Here is a 25,742-nt window from a genome sequence, read left to right on the forward strand (position 1 = left end):
GCTTAGTGCGCCTCGCCCGCGTTCGACGCGCCTTGTGCAGCGGCCGGCTTCGCGCCGCCCTGGGCGGCAGCGCCGCCTTCAGGCGCGGTCACCTGCTGCGGCGCGCCGGGCTTCACCACCGTGCCGGGGCGCAGATTGACCAGCCCCTCGACGATCAGCTGATCACCCGGCTTCAGGCCGCTGGTGACGATCCACTTGTCGCCGATCGCGCGATCGACGGTGACCTGGCGCATCTCGACCTTGTTGTCCTTGCCCACGACCATCGCCGTAGCCCGGCCGCGCGCGTCGCGCGAAATGCCCTGCTGCGGGGCCAGGATCGCCTGGGTGCGCTCACCCTCGATCAGCTTGGCGCGGACATACATGCCCGGCAGCAACAGGCCGTCAGCGTTGGGGAAGATCGCACGCAGCGTAACCGCGCCCGAGCTGGAATCCACCGTCACATCGGCAAATTGCAAGCGGCCTTCACCCGGATAGACGCTGCCATTGGGCAGGATCAGTTGGATGCGGGCGCCCTGCGCCTCGCTGATACCGCCAGCCTTCATCGCCTGCTTGAGGTCGATGATCTGCGCGGCCGACTGGGTCACGTCGACATAGACGCGGTCGGTGCGCTGGATGGTGGTCAGCGGATCGGCCTGGCCGGTCTGGACCAGTGCGCCCGGCGTCAACAGCGAACGGCCGATACGGCCCGAAATCGGCGCGCGGATGCGGGTGAAATTCTGGTTCACCTGCGCCGCCTGCACCGCGCCCTGTTGCGCCGCAACATTGGCACGCGCCTGCTGGGCCGCAGCCGCCGCGTCATCATATTCCTGCTTCGACACGGCGTTGATGCCGACCAGATCCTTGTAGCGCTGGGCCTGCAGCCCGGTCGAGCGGATCGCCGCCTGGGCATTGGCCAACGAGCCCTGAGCCTGGGCGAGCGCCGCGCGATAGGGCGCGTCCTCAATCTCGTAGAGCAATTGCCCGGCCTGGACATTGCCGCCTTCGGTAAACAGGCGGCGGCGGATCACGCCGCTGATCTGCGGCCGGACTTCGGCCGTTTCAAAGGCCGAGATGCGGCCCGGCAGTTCGTTCAGCAACGGTGCCGACTCGGTCTTGAGCGTCACCACGCCCACGCTCGGCGGCGGCGGCGCGGGCGGCGCTTCCTGACCGCAAGCGCTCAGCGCAAGGGCCGAAACACAGGCCAGCAATCCGAAGAAGTTCCCCTTTTGCATCAATTTTCCCAATCCGATAAATATCGCAGGACCGGAATGAACGTTCATTCCGCTTGCCGCGCACCTAAGAAGCTGTCAGAGGGAATTCAAGAGAAAAACAATTTTCCGAGGGTAAAATGGTTGCAGCGCAGCATGAAAAAAGCAGTCGCGACCGTGTACTTGCAGCGGCGCGAGACCTGTTCAACAGCCATGGTTTCCACCAGACGTCCATGGCCGAACTCGCTTCCGCCGCACAGGTATCAGTGGGGCAAATATATCGGCTTTTCAAAGGAAAGGAAGATATCATCGAGGCTATCGTCCATGCCGACGCCGATCAGTGGGCGGAGGACGTTGATATCCTGCGCAAACGACTCGACAGTGGCGAGTTGAGCATCGACGATACGTTCGAGCAACTGATGCTGCACGTCATTGACGAAAAGGATGAGGCACTGTCGTTCGACATCCTGGCCGAAAGCTTCCGCAATCCGACGGTCGGTGAGATGATCGGCACCATGTGCGGCCGCTTCCGCGACGATATTCGCGACTTTGCCTGCGCCGCCAATCCGGAGCTTTCGGGCGAGGCGCTGGACGGCGCGGAGGAGATGATCCTGGCCTGCATGTTCGGCCTGGGCCATCGCAGCCTGTCGCGCCCCAATCTCAGCCCGGAGGCGTCAGCCCGGCGCGCCGCCCAGATGATCGTGGCAGGCCTGAAGGCCGTGCGCTGATCGCAGCGAAAGCCGGTTCACGCCGATCGTGAACCGGCAGCGGCGGATCACTCCACCAGTTCGCCGCCCTTCACCACGTCGCTGACATGCTGCAGCAAGGTGACGTCCTTGAGCGGATCACCCTGCACTGCAACGATGTCGCCATAGCGGCCGACGGCGATCGCGCCGACATCGGCTTCCCAGCCCAGCGCCTTGGCGCCGCTGACGGTCGCCGCCTGGATCGCCTGCATCGGCGTCATGCCCCATTCGACCATCTTGGCGAACTGCTTGCCATTGTCGCCATGGGGATAGACGCCGGCATCGGTGCCGAACAGCATCGGCACGCCCGCCTTCACCGCCTTGCGGAAGGTTTCGCGTTGCAACCGGCCGATCAGCTTTTCCTTGTCCAGGCTTTCCTGCTCGGTGCCATTGGCCGTGCCCGTCGCCAGGATATAATCGTCATTATAGATATCCATGTCGAACCAGGTCTTCTTGCTGGCCGCCAGCTTGATCGTCTCGTCATCGGCCAGGCTGCAATGTTCGATCGTGTCGATCCCGGCTTCGATCGCGGTGCGGATACCGTCATTGCCATGGGCATGGGCCGCGACCTTGAGGCCCAGCATATGCGCCTCGTCGGCAATCGCCTTCATCTCGTCAAAGCTCAGTTGCTGGGCGCCGACCGCGTCGCCCAGCGAGAAGACGCCGCCGGTCGCACAGATCTTGATGACGCGCGCGCCATATTTGTGCAGCCAGCGCACCTTGGCGCGGCCTTCCTGCGGGCTGTCGACCACCGAGGGTTCCTTGCGATCCATCGATGGCGGCAGGCCACCGCCATCGCAATGGCCGCCGGTCGCACCGATTGCATAGCCGGCCGGAATGATCCGCGGCCCGACAATCTGCCCCTCCTCGATCGCCTGCTTGAGGCCCACATCGGCAAAATCGGCCGAACCGACATTGCGCACCGTGGTAAAGCCGGCCTTCAGCGTGATGCGCGCATTCTTGACGCCCACGGCCGTCCAGAAACTGTCGGTGTAACGCAGCCCCTGATAGCCGCCTACTTCCGCCAGGCTGGTCAAATGGACGTGCATGTCGATCAGGCCCGGCAGGATGGTCTTGCCCGACAGGTCGATATGCCGAACGTCGCTGCCCCAGCGCACGGTCCGGGCGTCGGCGATGCCGGTAATGCGACCATCGGTGATGAAGATGGCCGGATGATCGACCGTCTTGCCGGCCAGCACATCGACCATATGGTCCGCGGTGACGACCACCTGCTCGGCAAGCGCCGGCGCGGCAGCCAGCAACAACAGGATGGTGGTGGCCATGGCCGATGCCCGGACAGTCTTCAACATGCGATGCAAATCCCCTTGGGCGATCGATGTCAGGGCCGCGTATGGCCGGATCATCATTGCCCCAAGCCCCTGACCTAGCGACCAAAGCCCGCCAGCATCAAGGGCAAAGATGGATGGCGGCATCGCGCCACCCGCCCCTGTTTCACCCCCGTCCACCGCAAGCCGCTGCGCTGCCCGCAACCTGTTGGCGCCCCGCCCATTGGAGGGTCAATCGAGGGAGGTATTTCATGGATCTGGAAGCGAATTTCGGCCGCGCCTATTTCGAGCAGCGACGCGACCGCAATCGCCAGTTGGCGGCGCGATCGGCCACACCGGCGCTCCGCAACATGCATCTGGAATATGCGCGGCTCTACGAGCAATTGCTGCAGGCGGAGGACGCGCAAGCCGCCTCCGCCTGATCCAACCGCCTATTTGGCGGCGACGCCCTGAGGCAGCACCACTGCCGACCAGCTCTTGCCCGGCACCAGATATTTGGTGGCCAGCGCCTGGATGTCGGCCGGCGTGACGTTGAGCAGATCCTGGCTCATGGTCTGCATCGCCTGCACATAGCGGGGATCATGGGTCGATCCCTCCATCTGCCCCATCCAGAAGGCATTGCCGGTGCTGGCGCGCATCAGCAACTGCCGCATCGGCGCCACCGCCCGTTGCAGTTCGTCGGCGCTGATCGGCGTCTTCGCCAGATCGGCCGCCGTTTCCTTCACGACGCTGTAGAAATAATTGACCCGGTCAGGCCGCACCTGGCTCGTCACCAAGATATAGCCGCCACTGTCATAGGAGAAGGGCCAGCTATTCTGCACGCTGGGCGAATAGGCCGCGCCCTCGGTCGAGCGCAGCTTGTCGAACAACCGGTCATTGAAGATCTGGGTCAGGATTTCGAGCTGGCGCGCCTCCCTGGTCAGCGCAAAGCCGCCCGAGGTCGGCCAGGCCATGACGGCGGCTGCCTGCTCCTTGTCGCCATCATGGCGCAGGATGACCGGCTGTTCGACATGGGCAGGGAAACGCTGCACCTTGTTCGCAGCCGGCACCGGCACGTCCGGGCGGGCCGGCATCGCGCCAAAGGTCGCCGCCACGGCCTGGATCGCTTCTTCGGCCTTCACCTGGCCGAAAATCTGGATCTCGATCGGCCCCGAAGCCAGGATCGGCTCCCAGGTCTGGCGGAAGCTTTCGGGCGTCAGCGCGTTGATTTCCGCCTTGGACGGGGTGCGGAACCGCACATCCTTGTCATGCAGCAGCCAGTTGAGGTCGCGCCCCAGCACGCCATCGGGCGCGCGCGACATCGCGTCATAAGCGACCGAGGCGCCGGTCTTCACCCGCGCGATCGGCGCGGGATCCCAGCCGGGCTGGTACAGTTTGGCGGCGAACAGGCGCAACTGGTCCTTGTAATCGGCCGGGCGCGTCACCGCCTGCAATTCGAACGCGTCATCGTTGGTCGAAAACTGCATGCCCATGCGCCGGCCATTGGTCAGGTCGTCCAGCTCCCGCTGGCCCAGCTTGCCGATGCCGCTGGCCACCAGCGCATAATCGCCGGCCCAGCTTGCCACCGGCTTGGTCGGCGAGAAGGCCTGCTGGCCATGACCGAAGCGGACATTGATGCGCACCTTCTCGGTTTCCGCATCATTGGCGAACAGGGTCAGCTTGACGCCATTGGAGAAGGTGATGCTCTCCATGCCCTGCAACCCCACCGGCGTGCGCGACACGACGGTCGCGGGCGCACCGAATTTGGGCAGGTCGTCCATCGTCACCGCCTTGTCGGCCAGGCGGGCATTGGTCGCCGCCTTGACCGGCGCAGCGAGCGCAGCAGCCAGCTTCTGGTCCTGCCCCGCCTCGACCTTGCCGGTGATCAGCATCGCCCGGAACACCCCGGCGGAAAAGAGGCGGCGGGTGCAATCCAGTATCTTCTGCGGCGTCATCGCCGGCTTGCCGGAGCGGAAGATGTCGAGCGCGGCCTGCGGGCTGACCGTGGTTTCGCGAATGTCCACCGCGCTCACCAGATCGCTCGCCTGCTTCGCCCCGGCCTCCGTGTCGGCATTTTCGACCTGGATCGCCAGCGCCGTGTCAAGCTGCGCATATTCGCGGTCGATTTCCTGCTGGGTCGGCGGCGCGGCCTTGGCATCCTCGATGATCGCGCGCACATCGGCCAGCGCCTTCTCCCAATTTTCGCCGGTGGGCGTGATGGTGATGAAGGTACCGTCGGCCGACCGGCTGATATCCTGCTGATCGACACCCGCCGCCAGGAAGCTGCCCCCTGCCCGTGCCGCCTGCTCCAGCCGCCGGCTGACGATCTGCAGCGCCAGCATGTCGGTCAGCTTGTCCTGATTATAGACGATCGTGTCGGCATGCGGCTTCCACGGACGCAACCAGGCCATGGTGAGGCCCGTCGGCGAGCCCGGTTCCACCACGACGCGGGTAGCCGGCGCCTTGGCGTCCGGTTCTCCGAAATCGGGCTGCTCGGCGCCCTTGCCGCTATCCTGCCAGCTGGCAAAATTATCCTTGAGCAATTGTTCGGCCAGCGCCGGGTCGATATCGCCGGCAATCGCGATCACCGTGTTTTCCGGGCGATACCAGCGCTGGTGGAAGGCTTCGGCCTTGGCCGCGGTCACCGCGTTGAGCGTCGCGACCGTGCCGATCGGCGCATGGTCGGCCAAGGCCTGGCCGGCGAAGAAATGCTGGCGGCTGGCATCGGAAATGCGCATCTGCGGCCCGTCGCTCTCGCGCCGTTCGGCCAGCACCACCGCCCGCTCGGCATCGACCGCGCTGTCGACGATATTGGGGTCGGTCATCATGCCGGCCAGGATTTTCAGGCTTTCGCCAAGGCTCGTCTGATTGGCCTGGGGCAGGTCGAGCGCATAGGTGGTGCCGGTCGGCGTGGTCGCGGCATTGCTGTCGCTGCCGAAGGTTACGCCCAGCCGCTGCCAGATGCGCTTCGATTCGCCATCGGGCACATGGCGCGACCCGCGCATCGACAGATGTTCCATGAAATGGGCATAGCCCTGCTCATCGGGCCGCTCCATCAGCGATCCGGCGTCGATGCGCAGGCGGATCGACACCTGCCCTGGCGGCACGCCGTTACGGCGGATGGCATAGCGCAGCCCGTTGGACAGCGTGCCGAACCGCCACGCCGTGTCGATCGGCACGTCACTATTTTCGTAGAGCCAGGGGCGGATATCCGCCTGGCTGCCGCCCGGCGCAGCCTTTGCCCCGGCGACCGAAGTATCGGTCCTTGCCGCCAGCGGCAGGGGAGAGCCCGACAGAAGCAGGGCAAGAATGGTGAGCGAAGCGGCCGAACGGCGAGAGGTCAAACGCATAGGCATGGGAGCCTAACGGCATTTTCCTGAATGACCACTGACAAAGATGGTCACGCCGCGGCATCGGAGCATCGCGCACAGAAGTGAGAACCGGCTTTGCGCCCCACACGATCCGATAATGGAAATATGGCGCGCGCAAAATGGCACGCGCCAGAGCGGGGCGCCCCGGACGCTCCATGGGGGAGCGCCCGGAACCCCTTAGCCATTAGCCGCGCGGTGCGCCGGTGCGCTGGACCGCGCCCTTGTGCGTGCCGACGGCGCCACCGCCGCCACCGCGACGACGACGGAAATTCTTCTTGGCGCCGGCACCATCGCCCTCGCCACGATGCGCGCCCTCGCCACGATGCCCCCCTTCACCACGGCGAGCCTTGTCGGGCGCGCCGCGCTGGGCCTTCTGCCCTTCCTGATAGCGACGCTGGCCTTCGGCGCGCTTGGCCTGCTGGGCCGGGCTCTGGCTCGGCCCCTTGCGCTGCGGCGCGGGCTTGGGAAGGTTGCGCACGGCCTCCAGGAAATTCTCCGGCAGGGGCACGATCTCGGGCTTCACCTTGGTCGCCCGCTCGATCGCCTTCAGATAAGGCCGTTCATCATCCGCCACGAAGCTGATGGCGATGCCGTCCGCGCCGGCACGCGCCGTCCGGCCGATGCGGTGGACATATTGTTCCGGCACGTTCGGGATTTCGAAGTTGATGACGTGGGACACGCCCGACACGTCGATGCCGCGCGCGGCGATGTCGGTCGCGACCAGCAGCTTGCAATGGCCGTGGCGGAACGCCTGCAGCGCGGTGGTGCGCTGTGCCTGGCTCTTGTTGCCATGGATCGCGAAGGCCTGGATGCCCGCGCCCTCCAGGAAGCGCACGACGCGGTCGGCGCCATGCTTGGTGCGGGTGAAGATCAGCGCGCGGTCAATCTCCTCGGTCTTCAGCACGATATGCAGCAGCGCCTGCTTCTCCGCCTGGTTGACGAAGGTCAACTGCTGGCGGACGCGCTCAGCCGTGGTCGACTGCGGCGCGACGCTGACCTTGACCGGATCATTGAGGAACTGGCCGGCCAGCGCCTCGATCTCCTTAGGCATGGTGGCCGAGAAGAACAGGTTCTGGCGATCGCGCGGCAGCAGCTTGGCAATGCGCTTCAGGGGATGGATGAAGCCCATGTCCATCATCTGGTCGGCCTCGTCGAGGACGAAGATTTCCGTGTCCTTGATGGTGAAGGCGCGCTGGTCGATCAGGTCGAGCAGGCGGCCGGGGGTGGCGACGACGATGTCGACGCCGGCCGACAGGGCACGGATCTGCTTGTTGACCGGCACGCCGCCGAACACGGTTTCCACCGACAGGCGCAGGAAGCGGCCATAGTCGCGGAAGCTCTGGGCGATCTGGGCGGCCAGTTCGCGGGTCGGCGACAGCACCAGCATGCGACAGCCCTTGATCGGCGTCGGCTTGGGGTTGCGCGCGAAATAGTCGAGGCTGGGCAGCGCAAAGGCTGCGGTCTTGCCGGTGCCCGTCTGGGCGATGCCGCACAGGTCGCGGCCTTCCAGCAGGACCGGAATGGCCTTTTGCTGGATCGGCGTCGGCTCGGCATATTTCTTGGCGGTAAGCGCCTTGATGATCGGCTCGGAAAGACCAAGTTCATTGAAATGCATGAGAAACTCACAAGTCGGCCGGGCGCCAACCTGTCTGCGGACGCAGCAAGGGCGCAAGGCGGGTTAGGAAACGACCCGCGTGAATAGGGAAGCCTCAAGCTTGGCGCAGACTGTCATTGGCCGGTTCCCAGGGCCTGTCAGAGCCGGGAACGATCACGCTGCCAATCGCTATCGGGCCCCAAGGGCCATGCTGCGCTGCCGCACATATGGGGCAAATGCCGCCGAAAAGCAAGCGGCCACGGGATTTCGCCCGCGGCCGCCCAACATCATACCAGTCCTTTAGAGGCTGACCTCGGCATGCTTATCGCGCAACTCCGCCCGGACATCGCCGCCGAACATCATCTTGAACACCCCGCCGATCGACAGATCGGCGCGCCAGATCTCCGCCGTGCCAAGGTCAAAGCGCAGCATCAGCAGGTTGGGATCCTGCCGTCCGCCCGGATACCAGGCCTCGACCTGCTTCGACCAATAACGGTCGATCACCGCCTCGTCGGTCTCCGGCACCAGCGTGCCGTTGATGCAGGCGAACAGATAATGATCCTTCGCCGCGAACTGCGCCATCGCCGGGCCGCCGGGCGCCAGCCGATTGTCGCGACTGGTGTAGAACCAGAAGCAATGATCGGCATCCTTGTCCAGCTGCGCGGTCATCGGCACGCTGTGCGCATGGGCATCCTGCAACCCCACCATCAGGAACGGGCTGCTCGACAGATCCGTCCAGAAACGTTCGCGAATATCCTTGTCGTCGCTCATCTTTCCATCTCCTTATCTGGGGCTTCACCAAAGGAAATGGCCCGACGCCGCCGAAGTTCCGTTTGACCGCTTGATCTCGCGCGCGCACGTCGCCACATAGCGGCCATGCTGATCGAGACCGAACTCACGCCCAATCCGGCGACCGTCAAATTCCTCCCCGGCCAGGCCGTCATGGGCGCCGCGGGCACCCGCGACTTCGCCAGCCCCGAAGAGGCGGAAGTCTCGCCGCTGGCTGATGCGCTGTTCGGCCTGGGTGACGTGACCGGTGTCTTCTTCGGCGCCGATTTCATTTCGGTGACGATCGCGCCGGGCGCCGAGTGGAGCGACGTGAAGCCGGAAATTCTCTCGATCCTGCTCGATCATTTCTCGGCGAACATGCCGCTGTTCGCCGCCGGCAGCGCCGCAGGCTTCAGCGTCCCGGCCGAGGAAGAGGCTTTCACCGACGATCCGGAAGATGCCGAGATCGTCGACCAGATCAAGGATCTGATCGAAACCCGCGTGCGCCCGGCCGTGGCCAATGACGGCGGCGACATCATCTATCGCGGCTTCGACAAGGGCACCGTTTATCTGCGCATGCAGGGCGCCTGCGCCGGCTGCCCCTCCTCCTCCGCCACGCTCAAGAACGGCATCGAGCAGTTGCTCAAGCATTATGTGCCGGAAGTGACGGAAGTCCGCGCGGTCTGACGCTGCGATGACCGGATTTGGCAAATCGCCCCGGATCGATTAACCGCAGCCTTATCCATATCGGCACCGCGGCTTCGGGGGAGTGAATTTGCGCATATTGGTCATCGACACCGCCACACAGGCGCTGTCCGTTGCGCTGCTGGAAGACGGCCAGCCAATCGGCCATTTTCATGAAATCGTCGGCCGCGGCCATGCCGAGGCGCTGCTGCCTGCGATCGCCGCGCTGCCCGATGGCGGGCGCGCCGATGCGATCGCGGTCGATGTCGGGCCGGGCAGCTTCACCGGCGTGCGCATCGGCATCGCCGCTGCCCGCGCCTTGGCGCTCGCCTGGTCGGTGCCGCTCCATGGCTATAGCGCCTTTTCGCTGATCGCCGCGATGGCGGCCGTTGACCATCGGGGCGGCCCGGTCGCGGTCACCATCACCGGCGGCCATGGCGAACTCTTCTGGCAATTGTTCGAGACCGATGGCCGCACCGCAACGACCCAGCCCGCCTCCACGCCGATCGTCACGCTCGCGACCCAGCTGGACATGGCGCAATTTTACGGCACCGGCGCCGAGGCGCTGGTCACCGCACGCGGCGACGGCACCGCAATAGCCCTCTATCCCGAAGCCGCGCGCTACAGCCTGATCGCAGAGCTGCCGCCACTTGCCCCCTCCCCGCTCTATGGCCGCGAGGCCGACGCCAAGACGATCGCGGAGCGCGCCGCTTCATGATCCCCGCCGGCCTGACGCTCGACACCTATGATGAGGGCGAGCGCAATGCGCTCGCCGACGCCATGGAAGTGATGACCCGCGCCTTCGACCCGCTGTTCGGCGAGGCCTGGACCCTGCCCCAATTGTCGGGGGTCATGACCATGCCGGGCACCTGGCTGACCATCGCCCATGTCGATGCGGCCCCGCTCGGCTTCGCCCTGGTCCGCTCGGTACTGGATGAATGCGAACTGCTGCTGCTGGCGGTCGATCCGCTGTGGCGTGGCCGTGGCATCGGCCGGTCCCTGCTGGGACACAGCCTGACGCTGGCGCGTCGCCGTGGCATCACGTCGATGAACCTGGAAGTCCGCGCATCGAACATGGCGGTCAAACTTTATGAGACTATTGGTTTCGAATATGTACATCGTCGCCCCGGTTACTATCGAGGCAATGATGGAAAGCTTCATGACGCTTTGAGTTTTCGCATCGACATGCTTGTTTAAGGCAATCTTCTCTTGCGAAGGCAGGCCACAGGGTCTAGCCAAGATATACCGCTCTGAATCCATTTCCTCAGGCGGGTCGCACAATAGAAGCCTTTGCAGGAACCAAGAAAAATGGAAAACGAATCGGCACAGAGCGAACTGCTCGTCACTCTGACCTCCGACATTGTCGCTGCGCATGTCTCGAACAACAGTGTTGCTGTTTCCGACGTCGCAACCCTGATCCAGAATGTTCATGCCGCGCTGACCGGTCTTTCGACCCCGGCGCCCGCCCCCGAAGTCAAGCCGGAACCGGCTGTTTCGGTGCGCGCATCGATCAAGCCGGATTACATCATCTGTCTGGAAGACGGTAAGAAGCTGAAGATGCTCAAGCGTCACCTGATGACCCATTATCAGATGACGCCCGAAGATTATCGCGCCAAGTGGGGCCTGCCGGCCGATTACCCGATGGTCGCCCCCAATTATGCCGAACAGCGCCGCTCGCTGGCCAAGAAGATTGGTTTGGGCACCAAGCGCCGCCGGACCCGTGGCGGCAAATAAGCCCCACAACTTCGGCATTTACCTATTGCGAAAGGGGCGCATCGACGATGCGCCCCTTTTCCGTTGGAACAAAAGCGGCTAGGCAATGTCCGACTTTTCCATTTTTGAAGCGAGCCAGCCCCCCGCATGAACCGCAAGATCGACGTCGAAGCCCTTTGCCACGAGAAGGGCCTGCGCATCACCGAACAGCGCCGGGTCATCGCCCAAGTGCTGAGCGACGCGACCGATCACCCCGATGTCGAGGAACTGCACAAGCGCGCGTCCACCATCGATCCGGGCATCTCGATCGCCACCGTCTACCGCACCGTGCGCCTGTTCGAGGAAGCCGGCATTCTGGAGCGCCACGATTTTGGTGACGGCCGCGCCCGCTACGAAGCCGCCCCGGAATCGCATCACGACCATCTGATCGACGTCGAAACCGGCAACGTCATCGAGTTCGTCGATCCCGAGCTGGAACTGCTGCAGAAGCAGATCGCCGAAAAGCTCGGCTTCCGCCTGGTCGACCACCGCATGGAACTGTACGGCGTCGCCCTCGACCGCAAGGACTGACGCCTTGGCGCCACTGCGCCGGGCAGGCCGCATCGCCGCCCTGCTGGGCAGCCTGCTGCTCTGCCTGCCCCCGCACCTCTTGTGGCGCCTGCTTCGCCGTCCATCCCCCTGGCCACGCCGCTTCCTGGGGATGGCGGCCCGCTCGGTCGGCGCCAGCGTCCGGGTGGAAGGTCGCCCGGTCGACAGCGACATGTTCCTGGTCGCCAATCATGTCAGCTGGATCGACATTCTCGCCCTGGCCGACGCGACCGGTGCCGCGTTTGTTGCCCATGACGGCATTGCCAGCTGGCCGGTGATCGGCTGGCTCGCGGCCCAGAACAACACTTTGTTCGTCTCGCGCGAGAAGCGCGGCAGCCTGTCGGGCCAGCTCGATGCGTTGCGCGCCGCGCTCGCCGGCCATCAGCCGGTCGCGCTTTTCCCGGAAGGCACGACCAGCGATGGCAGTGGCCTTCTGCCCTTCAAACCCTCGCTGCTCGCTGTGCTGATGCCGCCGCCCCGCGCGGTGATGATCCAGCCGGTCCATATCGATTATGGCGCCGCCACGGCGGAAATCGCCTGGCATGGCGACGAGCCCGCCGGCGCCAATGCGAAGCGGCTGCTTGAGCGCAAGGGCAACCTGCCCGTCATCATCCGGTTCCTGGAGCCGTTCGACCCGGCAAGTTGCGCCGATCGCAAGATATTGGCCGCCACCGCGCACCAGCGGATCGCCGCGAGCATTGCCGCGCACCTGCCACCTTCCTCTTCGGGCCAAGCGCCTGTATAGCTGGACGGCATGAATCGTAACGACGCCCCCGAACATAAAGCCGGCAAGGGCCCGGCCACCTTCCAGGTCAAATCCTTCGGCTGCCAGATGAACGTCTATGATGGCGAACGCATGGCCGAAATGCTGGGCGAGCGCGGCATGACCGCTGCTGCCGATGGCGCAGAGGCAGACCTCGTCATTCTCAACACCTGCCACATCCGCGAAAAGGCGGTGGACAAGGTCTATTCCGACATTGGCCGCCTGACCCGCGAGGATGGCACGCGCCCGATGATCGCCGTCGCCGGCTGCGTCGCCCAGGCCGAAGGTGGCGAGATCCAGCGTCGCGCCCGCAATGTCGATATCGTCGTCGGCCCGCAAGCCTATCACCGCCTGCCCGACCTGATTGGCAAGGCGCAGCGCGGCGAGGAGGCTGTCGACACCGACATGCCGGCCAATTCCAAGTTCGCCGCCCTGCCCGGCCGCACCAAGCAGGCCCGGCCGACCGCCTTCCTGACGATCATGGAAGGCTGCGACAAATTCTGCACCTATTGCGTCGTGCCCTATACCCGCGGCGCGGAAATCAGCCGCAGCTGGACCGCGATCCTGGACGAGGCCAGGGCGCTGGTCGATGGCGGCGTGCGCGAGATCACCCTGCTCGGCCAGAACGTCAACGCCTGGACCGGCGAAGATGATCGGGGCCGGATGCAAGGCATGGACGGCCTGGCCCGCGAACTGGCGAAGCTGGGCGGGCTGGAGCGTATCCGTTACACCACCAGCCACCCCAACGACATGAGCGATGGCCTGATCGCCGCCCATGGCGACGAACCCAAGCTGATGCCCTTCCTCCACCTGCCGGTGCAATCGGGCAATGACCGCATTTTGAAGGCAATGAACCGCAGCCACAGCGTGGACAGCTATCTGCGCATCATCGAACGCGTGCGCGAGGCCCGGCCGGACATCGCCCTGTCGGGCGATTTCATCGTCGGCTTCCCCGGCGAGAGCGACGCAGAGTTCGAAGATACTCTCAAGATCGTCGACCAAGTGCGCTACGCGCAATGCTATTCCTTCAAATACAGCCCCCGCCCCGGCACGCCGGCGGCGGACATGGATCACCAGATCCCGGCGGCGGTGATGGACGAACGGCTGGCCCGGCTGCAGGCCGCGATCAATCGCCATCAGGTCGATTTCAACGCCGCCACGGTGGGCCGCACCACCAGCATCCTGCTCGAACGCAAGGGCCGCTATCCCGGCCAGCTGATCGGCAAGACGCCCTGGCTGCAATCCGTCCATGTCACCGCGCCCGAATATGGCATTGGCGACATGGTCGATGTCGATATCATCAGCGCCGGCCCGAACAGCCTGGCCGGCGAAATCAGCAGGAGGAAAGCCGCTTGAACCAAAGCCTCGTCATTCCCGCACAGCCGGGAAGCCATCTCCCCGACCCACGGCGCCTGCCGGTCCTTACGAGATGCATGACGAGCCAGGGAGGCTTTTGAATGGGCAAGAAACCGCACCATCCCCGCACCGACATTGCCGAGCGCGCGCGCCTGGAAGTGACGTTCGAGAAACCGCATCTTCTGGGTGCGCTGTTCGGCCAATATGATCAGAATCTGGTCGCGATCGAGAACCGGCTCGGCGTCTATATCGCCGCGCGTGGCAACAAGCTGCAGATCGAGGGCGAGGCCGAAGCCGCTGCCCGCGCCCGCGATGTGATGACCGGCCTCTACAACCGCATCGTCGCCGGGCAGGAAATCGACAATGGCGCGGTGGAAGCCGTGATCGCCATGTCGGCCGAACCGACGCTGGATGGCATCATCCGCCATGACGTCGCCGAACCGCCCAAGGTGATGATCCGCACCCGCAAGAAGACGATCGTCCCGCGCTCCGCCACTCAGGTCGCCTATATGGAGGCGCTGACCCGGAACGACATCATCTTCGCGCTTGGCCCGGCAGGCACCGGCAAGACCTATCTGGCGGTCGCCCAGGCGGTCAGCCAGCTCATCACCGGCAGCGTCGACCGCCTGATCCTCTCCCGTCCCGCCGTCGAGGCGGGCGAGAAGCTCGGCTTCCTGCCCGGCGACATGAAGGAAAAGGTCGATCCCTATCTGCGGCCGATCTACGACGCGCTGCACGACACGCTGCCGGCCGAACAGGTCGAACGGCGGATCGCCAGCGGCGAGATCGAGATCGCGCCGCTCGCCTTCATGCGCGGCCGGACGCTCGCCAATGCCTTCATCGTGCTGGACGAGGCGCAGAACACCACCATCGCCCAGATGAAGATGTTCCTGACCCGCTTTGGCGAAGGCAGCCGCATGGTCATCTGCGGCGATCCCAAGCAGGTCGACCTGCCGCAGCCGGGCATTTCGGGTCTGGCCGACGCGGTCGCGCGGCTGGACGGGGTCGAGGGCATCGCCATGGTCCCCTTCGGCATTGGCGACGTCGTCCGCCATCCGGTGGTCGGCCGCATCGTCCAGGCCTATGAGGGGCCGGATGCCTAAATCTTCACAACGGATCTTAACAATATGATCGAAGTCGCTGTCCTTCATGAAGAAGGCTGGCCCGGCCCGGACTGGGAATTTCTCGCGCAACAGGCGGTTTCGGCCGCCATTGCGCACAGTCCCTATGCCGCCTTCGCGACCGACTCCACCCTCTATGAAGTCGCGGTCAAGCTGACCGACGACGATGAGGTGCATCAGCTCAACCGCGCCTATCGCGAGAAGGACAAGCCGACCAACGTCCTGTCCTTCCCGATGGTGCAGGAAGACCTGCTGGAAGTGACGGCCAATACCGACGATGGCGAGGTTCTGCTGGGCGATATCGTGCTGGCCGAGGGGGTCTGCGCCGCCGAAGCCGCCGAAAAGGGCATATCGGTCGCCGATCATGCCACGCATCTGATCGTCCACGGGACTTTTCATTTGCTTGGATATGACCATATGGACGACAATGAGGCCGAGGCGATGGAAGCGCTGGAAATCCGCGCGCTCCTCAGCCTTGGTCTGGCTGATCCCTACGGGGATCGAGAAACAGGGGAATAGGAAGTAAGATGGCTGAAGGCAGCCCGAAGGATAGCGCCGGTTCGAAGGAAGCGGACAGTAGTAACGAGGGCGGTTTATGGAGCGGCCTGAAGTCGCTCCTGTTCGGCGAGAATGAAGCCCCCAGCCTCCGCAAGGAACTGGAAGAGGCGCTCGACGAATATGATGAGGAAGAGCAGGAAGAGGGCGCGGCCCCGCCTGCCAAGGGCGACCTGTCCGCGATCGAGCGGCAGATGGTCCGCAACCTGCTGCATTTTTCAGAACATACGGTCGACGACGTCGCCCTGCCTCGCGCCGATATCGTCGCGATCGAGGAAAAGGCGAGCTTTTCCGAACTGGCAGAATTGTTCGCCGAGGCCGGGCATAGCCGCATCCCGGTCTATCGCGAGACGCTCGATACGATCGTCGGCATGGTCCACATCCGCGATGCCTTCGCGATCCTCGCCGGCAAGGCGCCGGTGCCCGACACGCTGGCGCCGCTGATCCGCCAGCCGCTCTATGTGCCCGAAAGCATGGGCGCGCTCGATCTGCTCGCCGAAATGCGCGCCAAGCGCACCCATCTCGCCATCGTGCTGGACGAATATTCGGGCACCGAAGGCCTGCTGACGTTCGAGGATCTGGTCGAGGAAATCGTCGGCGAGGTCGAGGACGAGCATGACGACGCGCCCGAAGCGATGCTGGTGCCGCTGGAAGGCGGCATGTGGGACGCCGACGCCCGCGCCGAACTGGACGATGTGGCCGAGGAAATCGACCCGCGTTTGGGCGAGATCGAGGAGGATGTCGACACGCTGGGCGGCCTCGCCTTCGTGCTCGCCGGCCGCGTCCCCGAACCGGGCGAGATCATCCCGCACGAACAGAGCGGCTGGAAACTGGAAGTCCTGGCCAGCGACGGCCGCCGCGTCACCCGCCTGCGGCTCCACCCGCCGGTCGAGCAGGAACTGGAAGCGGAAGAGGCTTGAGGGCCTCTTCCTTTTTCATCCCCCAACCTAGGGCGTTTGGCTGTCAATTTCGCCGTCATCTTTGGCCTCAGGCACTAGCGCTAGTACGCCCAAGGGCTCGCGTTTTACCATCTTCCGGGCAATTCCCAGCAGATCGGCCGGCGAAGCGACATGACAATAGCGGGTGTTCAATATGTCGAGTTGCCGCCCTTTGCGCAGGGCTTGCCCCGTGCAGTCACGCTGCAAAAGAAAGAAGCGCCTGATGATCCCATCGCCGCGCTCGCGCGCCAGCAGCAGATAATCGCTGCCCGGTACAGCGCCCTTCTGCAACGCCCAAAGTTCCGTTGCGCCTTGCGTGCCCAGAAATATGAAAAAGGATGGCACGACCTCCGCATGAGCCAGCGCCTCGCGCGCAGATGCCTGCGCGACATTGGCCCAGCAATGGAACACCCCATAGTTGCTGATCCGGTACCAGAATGGATCCTCATCAGGATCGGACGGCTGGATCTGCCAGTCGCCGAAGGCAACACGACTAGTGCAACCAAATTCCTTGGCATCATCGCTCGAAAAAGCCTGAGGCCATTTATCCTCGGTCTCATCACCAAACAACGGCGTGTCGGCATGCAGGATCATTCCGGCCGGCAACTCCTCATCTGGCTCTTCCGCCCATGCCGGCGCCGCGAGCAGCATCAGGGCCGAAACAAACCAATATCGCATATTTTCGACCTTCATCTTCATCGCAAAATGTTAACGGGGCATATCTAGGGCGTATCAATATTAAACCGAACGGCGGGCATGCGCAGCGAGCGATCTTCTTCCAGACACCATCCTTATGCCGACATGGCGGTCGCCACGCCATGGTCGCGTCTCGAACGGATAGTGTTTCTTGCGATCGGCCTCGCGACTTTGTTCTTCGCGACCCTGACGCCTCCTTTCCAGGCGCCGGATGAGAACCAGCATTATATGAAGGCGCTGGCTCTGTCGCAGGGCCATGTGGTGACGCAAATCCAGGGCGACCGGATCGGCGCGGAACTGCCGCGCGCGGCTGTCGATCTTCATGCCAACGATTTCCCGACCGAACCGGACGGCCAACGCCACCGCTATGACAAGGCGATGATCGACCGGGCCTGGTCCGCCGACGCCGCTCGCCCCGGCACGCGCTTTGCCGAATTTCCCAATGTCGCCAGCTATGCGCCGACCCTCTATGCCCCTGGCGCCGTCGGCCTCGCGATAGGCGACGCGCTCGGCCTGCCGCGCATCGGCGCCTTCTATGCCGGCCGTATCGCCAATGCGCTGACCGCATTGCTGCTGCTTGTCGCCGCGCTGCGCCTTATCCCCTTTGGCCGGATGGCGCTGCTCGGCACCGCGCTGCTGCCGACCTTCTGCTACCAGATCGGCTCGCTCTCGCCCGATGCGGTCATCAACGGCGTCGGCTTTCTCGGCCTCGCTCTGGCACTGCGCGTCGGCTTCATGGCGCCGGACCGCGCAAGTACCGCCGCCACGCTGGTCACCGCGCCGCTGCTGGCGCTGGCCAAGGGCGTCTATCTGCCGCTGATGGCCGCCGGACTGCGCTGGCCCAGCCGCGCCAGCCTGCTTCGCAACGCGCTGATCCTGAGCGCGATGCTGCTGGGGGCTGTCATCTTCGCTGTCTGGATGAAGGCGAACGGCGGCAGCCAGGCGCTCTATCACATCACCTCCCGCAAGACCGGGGAGAGCGTGCTGACCGCGCCGCTGGCGCAGCAACTCGCCGTGATCCTGGCCGATCCGGCCGGCTATGCCCGGATCCTCGTCTCCAGCATCGTCGAGCGGGCACCAGTCTATGCGCTGCAAATCGTCGGCCGCTTCGGCTGGAACGCGATCCTGCTGCCGCTGCTCGCTTACCCCCTTGCCCTGCTGATGCTTGGCAGCGCCGTGCTGAGCGGATCGGGCGAGCGCTTCGGCCTCGGCCAGCGGCTCTGGTGGCTGGCGATCGCGCTCGGCACCGCGCTGCTGATTGAAACCGCCATGTATCTCACCGGCACGCCGCTCGGCGCCGATTATATCCAGGGGACGCAGGGCCGCTATTTCCTGCCGCTGCTGCCGCTCGTGCTGCTGGCATTGATGCCGACCGATCCGCTGCGCGGTGCCCGCCTGCTCTGCACCGGCGCAGGCCTGGCCCTGCTGCTGGTCGCGATGCTCAGCGCCTGGGACAGTTTCTGGGTCCATGGCTTCGTCACCGCCGACGGCATGCCACCGCACAGCAGCATCGGCCGCGCCTTACTGCTGCCCTCGCCGCGCTGGTAGCCAGACCGCGCACAGCATAAGCCAGCCCAGCCCTTCGACCCATCCGGCCATCACATCGCTTGGCCAATGCACGCCCAGCCACACCCGGCTGGCGCCGATCAGCGCGATCATCGCCCCGCCCGCACCATAGGCCCAGCGCCGCCCGGCCAGCATCGCCAGCGCGCCGAAAAACATCATGTTCCCCGCCGCATGGCCGCTGGGGAAGCTGTAGCTATGCACGATGTCGAGATGCGGCAGCAGGTCGGGCCGGGGCGCGGCGAATATCTGCTTGAGGATGAGGTTGAGCAGCGTGCCGCCAATCTCCACCCCCGCAAACCACGAGGCCGCCGCACGCCGCCCGGTAAAGACCAGCGCGCCCAGCACGACCAGCGACAGGATGATGCGGATCGCCGTGCCGCCGATTGCCGAGGCGAGCCGCATGACCATGGTCACATGCCCGCCCAGCGCCGTCTCGCGCCCCTGCCCGGCCCAGCCCATCAGACCGATGTTCAGATCGTCGAGCAGACCATTGCGCTGCGCCAGTGCAATTCCCAGCACGCAAAAAAGCGCGAGGATGAATATCCCCGCGCCCTTTGCCAGCGTCTTTGGCCGATCAGATATGGAGCGCACGCCCATAAGCGGCGAGCACGCTTTCATGCATCGATTCCGAGATGGTCGGGTGCGGGAACACCGTCTGCATCAGTTCGGCCTCGGTGGTCTCCAGCGTCTTGCCGATGGTATAGCCCTGGATCATCTCGGTCACTTCCGCGCCGATCATGTGGGCACCCAGCAGTTCGCCGGTCTTGGCGTCGAACACGGTCTTGGTGAAGCCCTCGGCCTCGCCCAGCGCGATCGCCTTGCCATTGCCGATGAAGGGGAACATGCCGACCTTGACGTCGTAGCCCGCTTCCTTGGCCTTGGCTTCGGTCAGGCCGACCGATGCGATCTGCGGGTGGCAATAGGTGCAACCCGGAATGTTGCGCACGTCCATCGCATGCGGGTGGACATCCTTGTTGCCCAGCGCCTGCGCGATCGCCTCGACCGTGGTGACGGCTTCGTGGCTTGCCTTGTGGGCCAGCCATGGCGGCGCAGTGACGTCGCCGATCGCCCAGATGCCGTCGACATTGGTGCGGCCATAGGCGTCAGTCTTGATGTGGAAGCGCTGGTCGGGCTCGACGCCAACCTCTTCCAGACCGATATTCTCGACATTGGGGACGATGCCGATCGCCACGATGACATGGCTATATTCGGCGGTGATCTCCTTGCCGGCCTTGTCCTTGATGGTCGCGGTCACGGCCTTGTCGGTCGCGGCGATCTTCTCGATCTTGGCACCGGTCAGGATGGTCATGCCTTGCTTCTTGACCGCCTTTTCGAGGAAGGCCGAGACATCGGCATCCTCGACCGGCACGATCCGGTCCATCATCTCGACCACGGTCACGTCAGCGCCCATGTCGTTGTAGAAGCTGGCGAATTCGATACCGATCGCGCCCGAACCGATGACCAGCAGCTTGGTCGGCATTTCCGCCGGGGTCATGGCATGGCGATAGGTCCACACGCGCTTGCCGTCGGCTTTCAGCTGCGGCAGGTCGCGGGCGCGGGCGCCGGTCGCGACGATGATATGCTTGGCGGTCAGCTCTTCGCTCTTGCCGTCCTTGGTGACGGTCAGCTTGCCCTTTCCGGTCAGCTTGCCATCGCCCATGTGAACGGTGATCTTGTTCTTCTTCATCAGGTGCGTGACGCCCTGATTGAGCTGCTTGGCGACGCCGCGCGAGCGCTTCACCACCGCCTCGATGTCGGCGCTGATCTTCTCGGCAACCAGGCCATAATCCTTGGCATGCTGCATATAATGGAAGATTTCGGCCGAGCGCAGCAGCGCCTTGGTCGGAATGCAGCCCCAGTTGAGGCAGATGCCGCCCAGATTTTCGCGCTCCACGATCGCGGTCTTGAGGCCCAGTTGCGCAGCCCGGATGGCGGCAACATAGCCGCCCGGGCCGGAGCCGAGGACGATCAGGTCATAGGTATCAGCCATGGTCTCTCTCGTTCTTTCGATATCTTGGTCAGGCCGCGCCCTTATTGAGCAGGCAGCGGCGGCACGGAACGGGGTTGGCGATCCTCACCGATCGCCACGAAGGTGAAGGTCGCCTGGGTCACGCGATAGGATCGGTCGTCGTGACGGGCACGGCGCCACGCCTCGACATCGATCTTCATCGACGTGCGGCCAACCGACTTCAGCATCGCGAACACCGACACCTCGTCGCCGACGATGACCGGGCGGTGGAAGGTCATGCCCTCCACCGCGATCGTCACCGCACGGCCGTGGCTGTAGCGCGCCGCAACCGAACCCGCAGCCGAATCCATCAGGCTCATCAGCCAGCCGCCGAAAATATCCCCGTGGGGATTGGTATCGGCCGGCATGGCGATGACGCGCACCGCCGGGCTATGCTCCGGCGGCTGCTCGTCGATCTTCGCCATCAGGCCAGCATGCCCAGCGGATTTTCGATGAGTTCGCGGAACGCCTTCATCAGGCGAGCGCCGTCGGCACCGTCGATCGCGCGATGGTCAAAGCTGCCGGTCGCCGACATGACGGTCGCGATCTGGAGCGAGTCATCGACCACGAAGGGACGCTTCTCGCCCGCGCCGATCGCCATGATCATGCCCTGCGGCGGGTTGATGACGGCTTCGAACTGCTTGATCCCGAACATGCCCATGTTCGACAGCGACGCGGTGCCGCCCTGATATTCGCTCGGCTGCAGCTTGCCGGCCTTGGCGCGATCGGCCAGGTCCTTCATCTCGTTCGAGATGGCGGCGACGCCCTTGATGTCGGCGCCGGTGACGATCGGGGTGATCAGGCCACCGGGGATCGACACGGCCACCGAAATGTCGGCGCGCTTGAACTGCAGCATCTGGTCACCGGCGAACTGCACGTTGCACTCGGGCACCTGCATCAGCGCGACGCCCAGCGCCTTGATCAGCAGGTCGTTGACCGACAGCTTGACGCCACGGCCCGACAGGCCGGCGTTCAGCTCGCCGCGCAGCTTCAGCAGCTTGTCGAGCTGGATGTCCACGGTCAGGTAGATGTGCGGCACCTGCTGCTTGGACTCGGTCAGGCGGCGCGCGATCGTCTTGCGCATGCCGTTGAGCTTGATGACTTCGTGCGGAATGCCGAAATCCTGCGCGGCAGCGGCCACCGGTGCCGGGGCAGCGGCGGGTGCAGCAGCGGCCGGGGCGGCAACCGGTGCAGCGGCCTTGGCCGGGGCAGCAGCGGCGCCATCCAGGTCAGCCTTGACGATGCGGCCGTTCGGGCCCGAACCGGCGACAGCAGCCAGATCGACGCCCTTGGCTTCGGCCAGGCGACGGGCCAGCGGGCTCGCCTTCACGCGGCCTTCCGCCGGAGCGGCGGCAGGCGCAGCCGCCTTCGCCGGCACCGGATCAGCCTTGGCGGCGGGGGCGGCGGCTTCGGCCTTGGCGGGAACCGCATCAGCCTTGGGCGCGGGGGCAGCGCCACCGCTGGCGGCCGCTGCGGCGACATCCTCGCCCTCTTCGGCGATGATCGCGATGACGGTGCCGACCTTCACGCCCTCGGCGCCTTCCGACACCAGGATCTTGGCGACGGTGCCTTCATCGACCGCTTCGAATTCCATGGTGGCCTTGTCGGTCTCGATCTCGGCGAGAAGGTCGCCGGACGATACCTTGTCCCCTTCCTTGACCAGCCACTTGGCCAGCGTGCCCTCCTCCATGGTGGGGGACAGGGCAGGCATCTGGATCGTCTTGCTCATGCGTTCGGGGCCTCTTCTTGATTATCTGGCACGCGCCGTTTCGGAGCCCGTTTTCACCCTTTGGCCGGAACGGTCAAGGCCACGCCTTGCGCAAGGGCCCATAATGCCCCACATTTCACCTCGTTGGTTCGTCGGGGCAGTTTTGACGGGCCGGCAAGGCCGATTTTTGTTTCTCGGGGATATCGAACAATGCGGACATATCTGGTGGTCGTGGACGAATCGCCCGAAGCGGAAACCGCGCTGCGCTTCGCCGCGCGCCGCGCCGCCAAGACGGCCGGAACGATCCGCATCCTGGCCCTCATCCCGCCGTCCGAATTCGTCCAGTGGGGCGGCGTCCAGGCGACGATGGAGGATGAGGCGCTGCAACGGGCCGAAGCGCTGGTGACCAGCGCCGCCGGCACGCTGACCGACGAATCCGGCATCCGCCCCAGCATCACCGTGCGCCAGGGCGATCCCGTCGCGGTGGTGCGCAAGACGCTGGAGGAAATGGACGATGTCGCCGCCTTGGTCCTGGGCGCCGCCGCCAGCGGCCCGCCCGGCGCGCTCGTTTCCCATTTCACCGGATCGGACGCGGGCAAGATGCCCTGCCCGATCATGATCATCCCCGGCGGCCTCGACAGCGACGCGATCGACCGGCTGAGCTGAACCAGAGCCTCAAGGCTTCTCCGCGGCGAAATGCGTCGTGCCGGCGCGTGCGTCCGCGGCGCCCCATCAAGCGCAGACCTCTCGCCGCTGCCGACAATCTCATCATGCCGCACGGTTGCGTGCCAGCGCAGCATCCGACAATCGCGCAAGGGGAGAATGGCGCGCATCGAAGATCAGCCCCGACCGAAACACCGCATTGCGATCTTCTTCATCGCACCGGAACGGAAACACAACAGAAATCATTGTAGTAATTATCTTGGCTCAACTCGACTTTTCCGCATCGCCATTTCAATTCCGCTCAAACACAACAAAATTTCATATTTCCTAAAAATATACAGGAAGACGCGCACCTTGCTTAACGCGATCTTCAACCTTGCAGGACAATCTTGCGGCAATTGATCTCGTCATAGCGGAAGAACTTCCTCCATGAGCTTTGTTGCGCCGTCCAGTCTCGGTCCTTTCGCCAGCGCCTATCCGCTGTCACCGACGATGCTGCAGCATAGCCTGACGGGCCATCCGCTGCTCTCGTTCGAAGCCCTGGCAAAAGCCAGCATCGACCTGCCACCGCAATTTGTCGAACGCCGGATCGGCAACGCCCCCAATGGCGGCGAATTCGCGATGGACCGCTCCGACGACGCCGATGTCGCCACCGTCATTCGCTCGATCCAGACCAGCGGCAACTGGATCATGCTCCGCTTCGTCGAGCAACTGCCCGCCTATCGCGAGTTGCTGGCCAGGCTGATGGACCAGATCGGCCCCGCAATTTCTCCAGCGACCGGTCCGGGGCTGACGGTGCGGGGGTTCATCTTCATTTCCGCGCCGGGAACGCTCACCCCGTTTCACTTCGATTGCGAATATAATATCCTCTTCCAGATCGCGGGCGACAAACAGTTCGCGACCTATCGCCCGATGGCACCATGGCTGCCGATCGACCGGCACGAATCCTATTATGGCGGCGGCGACAATATGCTGCCCTGGAACGACGCCTATGAGGCGGATGCCGACATCCACCCCATGCAGCCGGGCGACGGCCTGTTCATTCCCTATGCCTCGCCCCATTGGGTAAGGGCGGGCGCGGAGCCATCCATTTCGCTGTCGATGACCTGGCAGAGCCAGTGGAGCCAGGCGCTGGGCGACGCCATGCAGATCAATCCGCTGCTGCGGCGATGGGGCCTGCCCACCGGCGACGTGCCGATATGGCCCAAGGCGGCCAAATGGCGCTCGATCGGGTGCCGCGTGGCGCGCAAGGCCGGTCTGTTATGAGCCACCTTCCCGCCTCCGGCAGTTTCCAACCGGACGCCAGCCGTGCCTGGCCGATGTCGGATGCCGACCAACCCGCCGTCCGCATCCTGCGCCATGCCGATCTGACGGCCGATGATCGCGCGCAGTGGGCAGCCCTGTCGGCATTGGCCGGGGCGGCCAATGTCTTCGCGCAGGACTGGTTCATGGACGCCGCCCTGAGCCACGCGCCTGATGGCGCTGACGTGTTTCTGGCCGTCGTCGCCCCCATCAATGGACCATGGCTGGGCGTCATGCCGCTGATCGCCGTACCACGCTTCGGCCGATGGCCAGTGCGCATCTGGCGCAACTGGGCGGCGACCAACCAATTCCTGGGTACGCCGCTGGTCATCGCGCAGTCCGCTGATCTGTTCTGGAAGAGCCTGTTCGCCTTCCTGGACCAGCGCTCAGGCGGGGAGATCATGCTGCATGTCTCCGGACTGGATGCCGACGATCCGGTCAGTATCGCCCTGTTCGACCGCTGCGAACGGGAAAGGCGAGCATTCCACACCATCCATTGCCATGATCGTCCAGCCTATCGCGCCGGCAAGGAAGGGGAAGGCCGCGGCGACGCGAAAATGCGGAGCCGACTGCGCAGCCTGTCGAAGCGGCTGGAACAGGAACATGGCCCGGTCACGATCGACATTCTGGCGCCGGACGCGCCATGCACAGCCTGGATCGACGCGTTTCTGGACCTTGAGGCATCGGGCTGGAAAGGCCGTAGCGGCAGCGCATTGGCAAGCGACGGCGCGACCCAGGCCCTGTTTTGCGAAGTGATTGAGCGCGGTCATGCGAACGGCAGCGCCCGCCTCGCCACCCTGTCGGTCGGGGGCCGCGCCATCGCCATGTCGAGCTGGTTTGAAGCCGCCATCTGGGGCCATGGCTTCAAGATGGCGTTCGACGAGGATTATCGCGCTTATGCGCCGGGCCAGCTTCTGATGCGCGACATCAGGGATCGCATCGGGGGCCGCCCCGGCATGTCCTTCGACAGCTGCGTCCCACGCGGCGCCGGGCACTGCCATCGACTTTGGGGCAGCAACCGGAAGATTGTCGATGGTGCCGTCGCGATCGGCTCGCCCTGGCACCATGTCCAGTTCGACGCCCTGATGAAGGCGAGAGCCGCCTATGCGGCGATCAAGGCCCGTTTTCCCGACCGACCGGCGACCTGACG

27 protein-coding genes are annotated in these 25,742 nt (G+C 64.7%); 17 read left to right on the top strand and 10 right to left on the bottom strand.

The genetic code is table 11. The features are described from left to right. Positions 1-2: 2 nt before the first annotated feature. Complete coding sequence (locus tag JQK15_RS09745) at positions 3-1,211, bottom strand: efflux RND transporter periplasmic adaptor subunit (RefSeq protein WP_010336036.1); 1,209 nt, start codon at positions 1,209-1,211, stop codon at positions 3-5. 116 nt (positions 1,212-1,327) lie between these two features. Here JQK15_RS09745 and JQK15_RS09750 point away from each other — a divergent pair, with 116 nt between their 5' ends. Further along, positions 1,328-1,915 carry a TetR/AcrR family transcriptional regulator gene (locus tag JQK15_RS09750; RefSeq protein ID WP_004207585.1) on the top strand — a complete coding sequence of 196 codons (588 nt, stop codon included), beginning with the start codon at positions 1,328-1,330 and terminating at the stop codon, positions 1,913-1,915. 47 nt (positions 1,916-1,962) lie between these two features. Here JQK15_RS09750 and JQK15_RS09755 read toward each other — a convergent pair whose 3' ends face one another. Then, a complete protein-coding gene (locus JQK15_RS09755; RefSeq protein ID WP_285236555.1) occupies positions 1,963-3,243 on the bottom strand; it encodes a Xaa-Pro dipeptidase in 1,281 nt (426 codons plus the stop codon). A 227-nt stretch (positions 3,244-3,470) separates the two neighbouring features. Between JQK15_RS09755 and JQK15_RS09760 the strand changes: the two genes are divergently transcribed. Next, entirely contained in the window at positions 3,471-3,641 is a 171-nt protein-coding gene (locus tag JQK15_RS09760; protein WP_010336034.1) for a hypothetical protein, read from the top strand. A 9-nt stretch (positions 3,642-3,650) separates the two neighbouring features. On the opposite strand, the gene JQK15_RS09765 is transcribed toward JQK15_RS09760, so the two are convergent. From JQK15_RS09765 to JQK15_RS09775, 3 genes are all read right to left on the bottom strand, one after another. Further along, positions 3,651-6,548 carry a M16 family metallopeptidase gene (locus tag JQK15_RS09765; RefSeq protein ID WP_214865237.1) on the bottom strand — a complete coding sequence of 966 codons (2,898 nt, stop codon included), beginning with the start codon at positions 6,546-6,548 and terminating at the stop codon, positions 3,651-3,653. 205 nt (positions 6,549-6,753) lie between these two features. Then, positions 6,754-8,184: a DEAD/DEAH box helicase gene (locus JQK15_RS09770; RefSeq protein ID WP_004207589.1), complete on the bottom strand. Its 1,431-nt coding sequence runs from the start codon at positions 8,182-8,184 to the stop codon at positions 6,754-6,756. A 279-nt stretch (positions 8,185-8,463) separates the two neighbouring features. Further along, positions 8,464-8,934: a pyridoxamine 5'-phosphate oxidase family protein gene (locus JQK15_RS09775; RefSeq protein ID WP_125986702.1), complete on the bottom strand. Its 471-nt coding sequence runs from the start codon at positions 8,932-8,934 to the stop codon at positions 8,464-8,466. A gap of 105 nt (positions 8,935-9,039) precedes the next feature. Here JQK15_RS09775 and JQK15_RS09780 point away from each other — a divergent pair, with 105 nt between their 5' ends. The 10 genes from JQK15_RS09780 to JQK15_RS09825 all read left to right on the top strand — a co-directional run bounded on the left by JQK15_RS09780 (position 9,040) and on the right by JQK15_RS09825 (position 16,631). Beyond that, positions 9,040-9,618, top strand: coding sequence for a NifU family protein (locus JQK15_RS09780; RefSeq protein WP_214865239.1), 579 nt, complete (start codon positions 9,040-9,042; stop codon positions 9,616-9,618). An 88-nt stretch (positions 9,619-9,706) separates the two neighbouring features. Further along, on the top strand, positions 9,707-10,333 hold the full coding sequence (gene tsaB, locus JQK15_RS09785; RefSeq protein WP_214865241.1) for a tRNA (adenosine(37)-N6)-threonylcarbamoyltransferase complex dimerization subunit type 1 TsaB: 627 nt from the start codon (positions 9,707-9,709) through the stop codon (positions 10,331-10,333). Then, positions 10,330-10,812, top strand: coding sequence for a GNAT family N-acetyltransferase (locus JQK15_RS09790; RefSeq protein WP_037511585.1), 483 nt, complete (start codon positions 10,330-10,332; stop codon positions 10,810-10,812). Before tsaB ends, JQK15_RS09790 begins: the two co-directional genes overlap by 4 nt. Before the next feature lie 111 nt (positions 10,813-10,923). Continuing rightward, positions 10,924-11,349, top strand: a complete 426-nt coding sequence (locus tag JQK15_RS09795; protein ID WP_004207595.1) for a Ros/MucR family transcriptional regulator — start codon at positions 10,924-10,926, stop codon at positions 11,347-11,349. 126 nt (positions 11,350-11,475) lie between these two features. Continuing rightward, entirely contained in the window at positions 11,476-11,898 is a 423-nt protein-coding gene (locus tag JQK15_RS09800) for a Fur family transcriptional regulator (RefSeq protein WP_004207596.1), read from the top strand. 4 nt (positions 11,899-11,902) lie between these two features. After that, positions 11,903-12,661 carry a lysophospholipid acyltransferase family protein gene (locus JQK15_RS09805; protein ID WP_214865243.1) on the top strand — a complete coding sequence of 253 codons (759 nt, stop codon included), beginning with the start codon at positions 11,903-11,905 and terminating at the stop codon, positions 12,659-12,661. Between the two features lie 9 nt (positions 12,662-12,670). Continuing rightward, positions 12,671-14,035: a tRNA (N6-isopentenyl adenosine(37)-C2)-methylthiotransferase MiaB gene (gene miaB, locus JQK15_RS09810; protein ID WP_214865245.1), complete on the top strand. Its 1,365-nt coding sequence runs from the start codon at positions 12,671-12,673 to the stop codon at positions 14,033-14,035. Positions 14,036-14,136: 101 nt separating this feature from the next. Further along, positions 14,137-15,138 (top strand): PhoH family protein, encoded by a 1,002-nt coding sequence (locus tag JQK15_RS09815; protein ID WP_010336027.1) that lies wholly within the window; start codon positions 14,137-14,139, stop codon positions 15,136-15,138. A gap of 24 nt (positions 15,139-15,162) precedes the next feature. Continuing rightward, on the top strand, positions 15,163-15,675 hold the full coding sequence (ybeY, locus tag JQK15_RS09820) for an rRNA maturation RNase YbeY (protein ID WP_214865248.1): 513 nt from the start codon (positions 15,163-15,165) through the stop codon (positions 15,673-15,675). Between the two features lie 8 nt (positions 15,676-15,683). Further along, a complete protein-coding gene (locus tag JQK15_RS09825) occupies positions 15,684-16,631 on the top strand; it encodes a hemolysin family protein (RefSeq protein ID WP_214865250.1) in 948 nt (315 codons plus the stop codon). A gap of 27 nt (positions 16,632-16,658) precedes the next feature. Here the strand turns inward: JQK15_RS09825 and JQK15_RS09830 are convergent, their stop codons facing one another. Then, positions 16,659-17,348, bottom strand: coding sequence for a hypothetical protein (locus JQK15_RS09830; RefSeq protein WP_010336025.1), 690 nt, complete (start codon positions 17,346-17,348; stop codon positions 16,659-16,661). 102 nt (positions 17,349-17,450) lie between these two features. Between JQK15_RS09830 and JQK15_RS09835 the strand changes: the two genes are divergently transcribed. Further along, positions 17,451-18,893 carry a DUF2142 domain-containing protein gene (locus JQK15_RS09835; RefSeq protein ID WP_214865252.1) on the top strand — a complete coding sequence of 481 codons (1,443 nt, stop codon included), beginning with the start codon at positions 17,451-17,453 and terminating at the stop codon, positions 18,891-18,893. On the opposite strand, the gene JQK15_RS09840 is transcribed toward JQK15_RS09835, so the two are convergent. Genes JQK15_RS09840 through JQK15_RS09855 form a run of 4 tightly spaced genes read right to left on the bottom strand, consistent with a single transcriptional unit; the run spans position 18,867 to position 22,648 of the window. Continuing rightward, positions 18,867-19,508 carry a phosphatase PAP2 family protein gene (locus tag JQK15_RS09840; protein ID WP_214865597.1) on the bottom strand — a complete coding sequence of 214 codons (642 nt, stop codon included), beginning with the start codon at positions 19,506-19,508 and terminating at the stop codon, positions 18,867-18,869. The genes JQK15_RS09835 and JQK15_RS09840 overlap by 27 nt on opposite strands. Then, on the bottom strand, positions 19,486-20,901 hold the full coding sequence (gene lpdA, locus JQK15_RS09845; protein ID WP_214865254.1) for a dihydrolipoyl dehydrogenase: 1,416 nt from the start codon (positions 20,899-20,901) through the stop codon (positions 19,486-19,488). The genes JQK15_RS09840 and lpdA overlap by 23 nt, the downstream gene beginning before the upstream one ends. 41 nt (positions 20,902-20,942) lie before the next feature. Then, complete coding sequence (locus JQK15_RS09850) at positions 20,943-21,344, bottom strand: acyl-CoA thioesterase (protein WP_017503271.1); 402 nt, start codon at positions 21,342-21,344, stop codon at positions 20,943-20,945. After that, the gene (locus tag JQK15_RS09855; protein ID WP_097383582.1) at positions 21,344-22,648 is read right to left on the bottom strand and encodes a pyruvate dehydrogenase complex dihydrolipoamide acetyltransferase; all 1,305 of its coding nucleotides are present in this window, start codon (positions 22,646-22,648) and stop codon (positions 21,344-21,346) included. Before JQK15_RS09855 ends, JQK15_RS09850 begins: the two co-directional genes overlap by 1 nt. Before the next feature lie 189 nt (positions 22,649-22,837). On the opposite strand from JQK15_RS09855, the gene JQK15_RS09860 reads away from it, so the two are divergent. The 4 genes from JQK15_RS09860 to JQK15_RS09875 all read left to right on the top strand — a co-directional run bounded on the left by JQK15_RS09860 (position 22,838) and on the right by JQK15_RS09875 (position 25,740). Further along, a complete protein-coding gene (locus JQK15_RS09860) occupies positions 22,838-23,293 on the top strand; it encodes a universal stress protein (protein ID WP_004207608.1) in 456 nt (151 codons plus the stop codon). Positions 23,294-23,449: 156 nt separating this feature from the next. Next, positions 23,450-23,692, top strand: a complete 243-nt coding sequence (locus JQK15_RS09865) for a hypothetical protein (RefSeq protein ID WP_214865256.1) — start codon at positions 23,450-23,452, stop codon at positions 23,690-23,692. Between the two features lie 27 nt (positions 23,693-23,719). Then, a complete protein-coding gene (locus JQK15_RS09870) occupies positions 23,720-24,556 on the top strand; it encodes a cupin domain-containing protein (protein ID WP_214865258.1) in 837 nt (278 codons plus the stop codon). Further along, the gene (locus tag JQK15_RS09875; protein WP_214865260.1) at positions 24,553-25,740 is read left to right on the top strand and encodes a GNAT family N-acetyltransferase; all 1,188 of its coding nucleotides are present in this window, start codon (positions 24,553-24,555) and stop codon (positions 25,738-25,740) included. The genes JQK15_RS09870 and JQK15_RS09875 overlap by 4 nt, the downstream gene beginning before the upstream one ends. Positions 25,741-25,742 lie beyond the last annotated feature (2 nt).

The sequence above is a fragment of the Sphingobium sp. BHU LFT2 genome, assembly GCF_018604485.1.
In the GTDB taxonomy this organism is placed as follows: domain Bacteria; phylum Pseudomonadota; class Alphaproteobacteria; order Sphingomonadales; family Sphingomonadaceae; genus Sphingobium; species Sphingobium yanoikuyae_A.

Coding starts and splice junctions, on each gene's coding strand:
- miaB (WP_214865245.1), top strand. CDS start 12,671: ATGAATCGTAACGACGCCCCCGAACATAAAGCCGGCAAGGGCCCGGCC.
- JQK15_RS09745 (WP_010336036.1), bottom strand. CDS start 1,211: ATGCAAAAGGGGAACTTCTTCGGATTGCTGGCCTGTGTTTCGGCCCTT.
- JQK15_RS09815 (WP_010336027.1), top strand. CDS start 14,137: ATGGGCAAGAAACCGCACCATCCCCGCACCGACATTGCCGAGCGCGCG.
- JQK15_RS09755 (WP_285236555.1), bottom strand. CDS start 3,243: ATGTTGAAGACTGTCCGGGCATCGGCCATGGCCACCACCATCCTGTTG.
- JQK15_RS09865 (WP_214865256.1), top strand. CDS start 23,450: ATGGCGCGCATCGAAGATCAGCCCCGACCGAAACACCGCATTGCGATC.
- JQK15_RS09760 (WP_010336034.1), top strand. CDS start 3,471: ATGGATCTGGAAGCGAATTTCGGCCGCGCCTATTTCGAGCAGCGACGC.
- JQK15_RS09765 (WP_214865237.1), bottom strand. CDS start 6,548: ATGCGTTTGACCTCTCGCCGTTCGGCCGCTTCGCTCACCATTCTTGCC.
- JQK15_RS09750 (WP_004207585.1), top strand. CDS start 1,328: ATGGTTGCAGCGCAGCATGAAAAAAGCAGTCGCGACCGTGTACTTGCA.
- JQK15_RS09775 (WP_125986702.1), bottom strand. CDS start 8,934: ATGAGCGACGACAAGGATATTCGCGAACGTTTCTGGACGGATCTGTCG.
- JQK15_RS09830 (WP_010336025.1), bottom strand. CDS start 17,348: ATGAAGATGAAGGTCGAAAATATGCGATATTGGTTTGTTTCGGCCCTG.
- JQK15_RS09855 (WP_097383582.1), bottom strand. CDS start 22,648: ATGAGCAAGACGATCCAGATGCCTGCCCTGTCCCCCACCATGGAGGAG.
- JQK15_RS09825 (WP_214865250.1), top strand. CDS start 15,684: ATGGCTGAAGGCAGCCCGAAGGATAGCGCCGGTTCGAAGGAAGCGGAC.
- JQK15_RS09850 (WP_017503271.1), bottom strand. CDS start 21,344: ATGGCGAAGATCGACGAGCAGCCGCCGGAGCATAGCCCGGCGGTGCGC.
- ybeY (WP_214865248.1), top strand. CDS start 15,163: ATGATCGAAGTCGCTGTCCTTCATGAAGAAGGCTGGCCCGGCCCGGAC.
- JQK15_RS09835 (WP_214865252.1), top strand. CDS start 17,451: ATGGCGGTCGCCACGCCATGGTCGCGTCTCGAACGGATAGTGTTTCTT.
- JQK15_RS09780 (WP_214865239.1), top strand. CDS start 9,040: ATGCTGATCGAGACCGAACTCACGCCCAATCCGGCGACCGTCAAATTC.
- JQK15_RS09870 (WP_214865258.1), top strand. CDS start 23,720: ATGAGCTTTGTTGCGCCGTCCAGTCTCGGTCCTTTCGCCAGCGCCTAT.
- JQK15_RS09770 (WP_004207589.1), bottom strand. CDS start 8,184: ATGCATTTCAATGAACTTGGTCTTTCCGAGCCGATCATCAAGGCGCTT.
- JQK15_RS09800 (WP_004207596.1), top strand. CDS start 11,476: ATGAACCGCAAGATCGACGTCGAAGCCCTTTGCCACGAGAAGGGCCTG.
- JQK15_RS09790 (WP_037511585.1), top strand. CDS start 10,330: ATGATCCCCGCCGGCCTGACGCTCGACACCTATGATGAGGGCGAGCGC.
- JQK15_RS09795 (WP_004207595.1), top strand. CDS start 10,924: ATGGAAAACGAATCGGCACAGAGCGAACTGCTCGTCACTCTGACCTCC.
- lpdA (WP_214865254.1), bottom strand. CDS start 20,901: ATGGCTGATACCTATGACCTGATCGTCCTCGGCTCCGGCCCGGGCGGC.
- JQK15_RS09840 (WP_214865597.1), bottom strand. CDS start 19,508: ATGGGCGTGCGCTCCATATCTGATCGGCCAAAGACGCTGGCAAAGGGC.
- JQK15_RS09875 (WP_214865260.1), top strand. CDS start 24,553: ATGAGCCACCTTCCCGCCTCCGGCAGTTTCCAACCGGACGCCAGCCGT.
- JQK15_RS09860 (WP_004207608.1), top strand. CDS start 22,838: ATGCGGACATATCTGGTGGTCGTGGACGAATCGCCCGAAGCGGAAACC.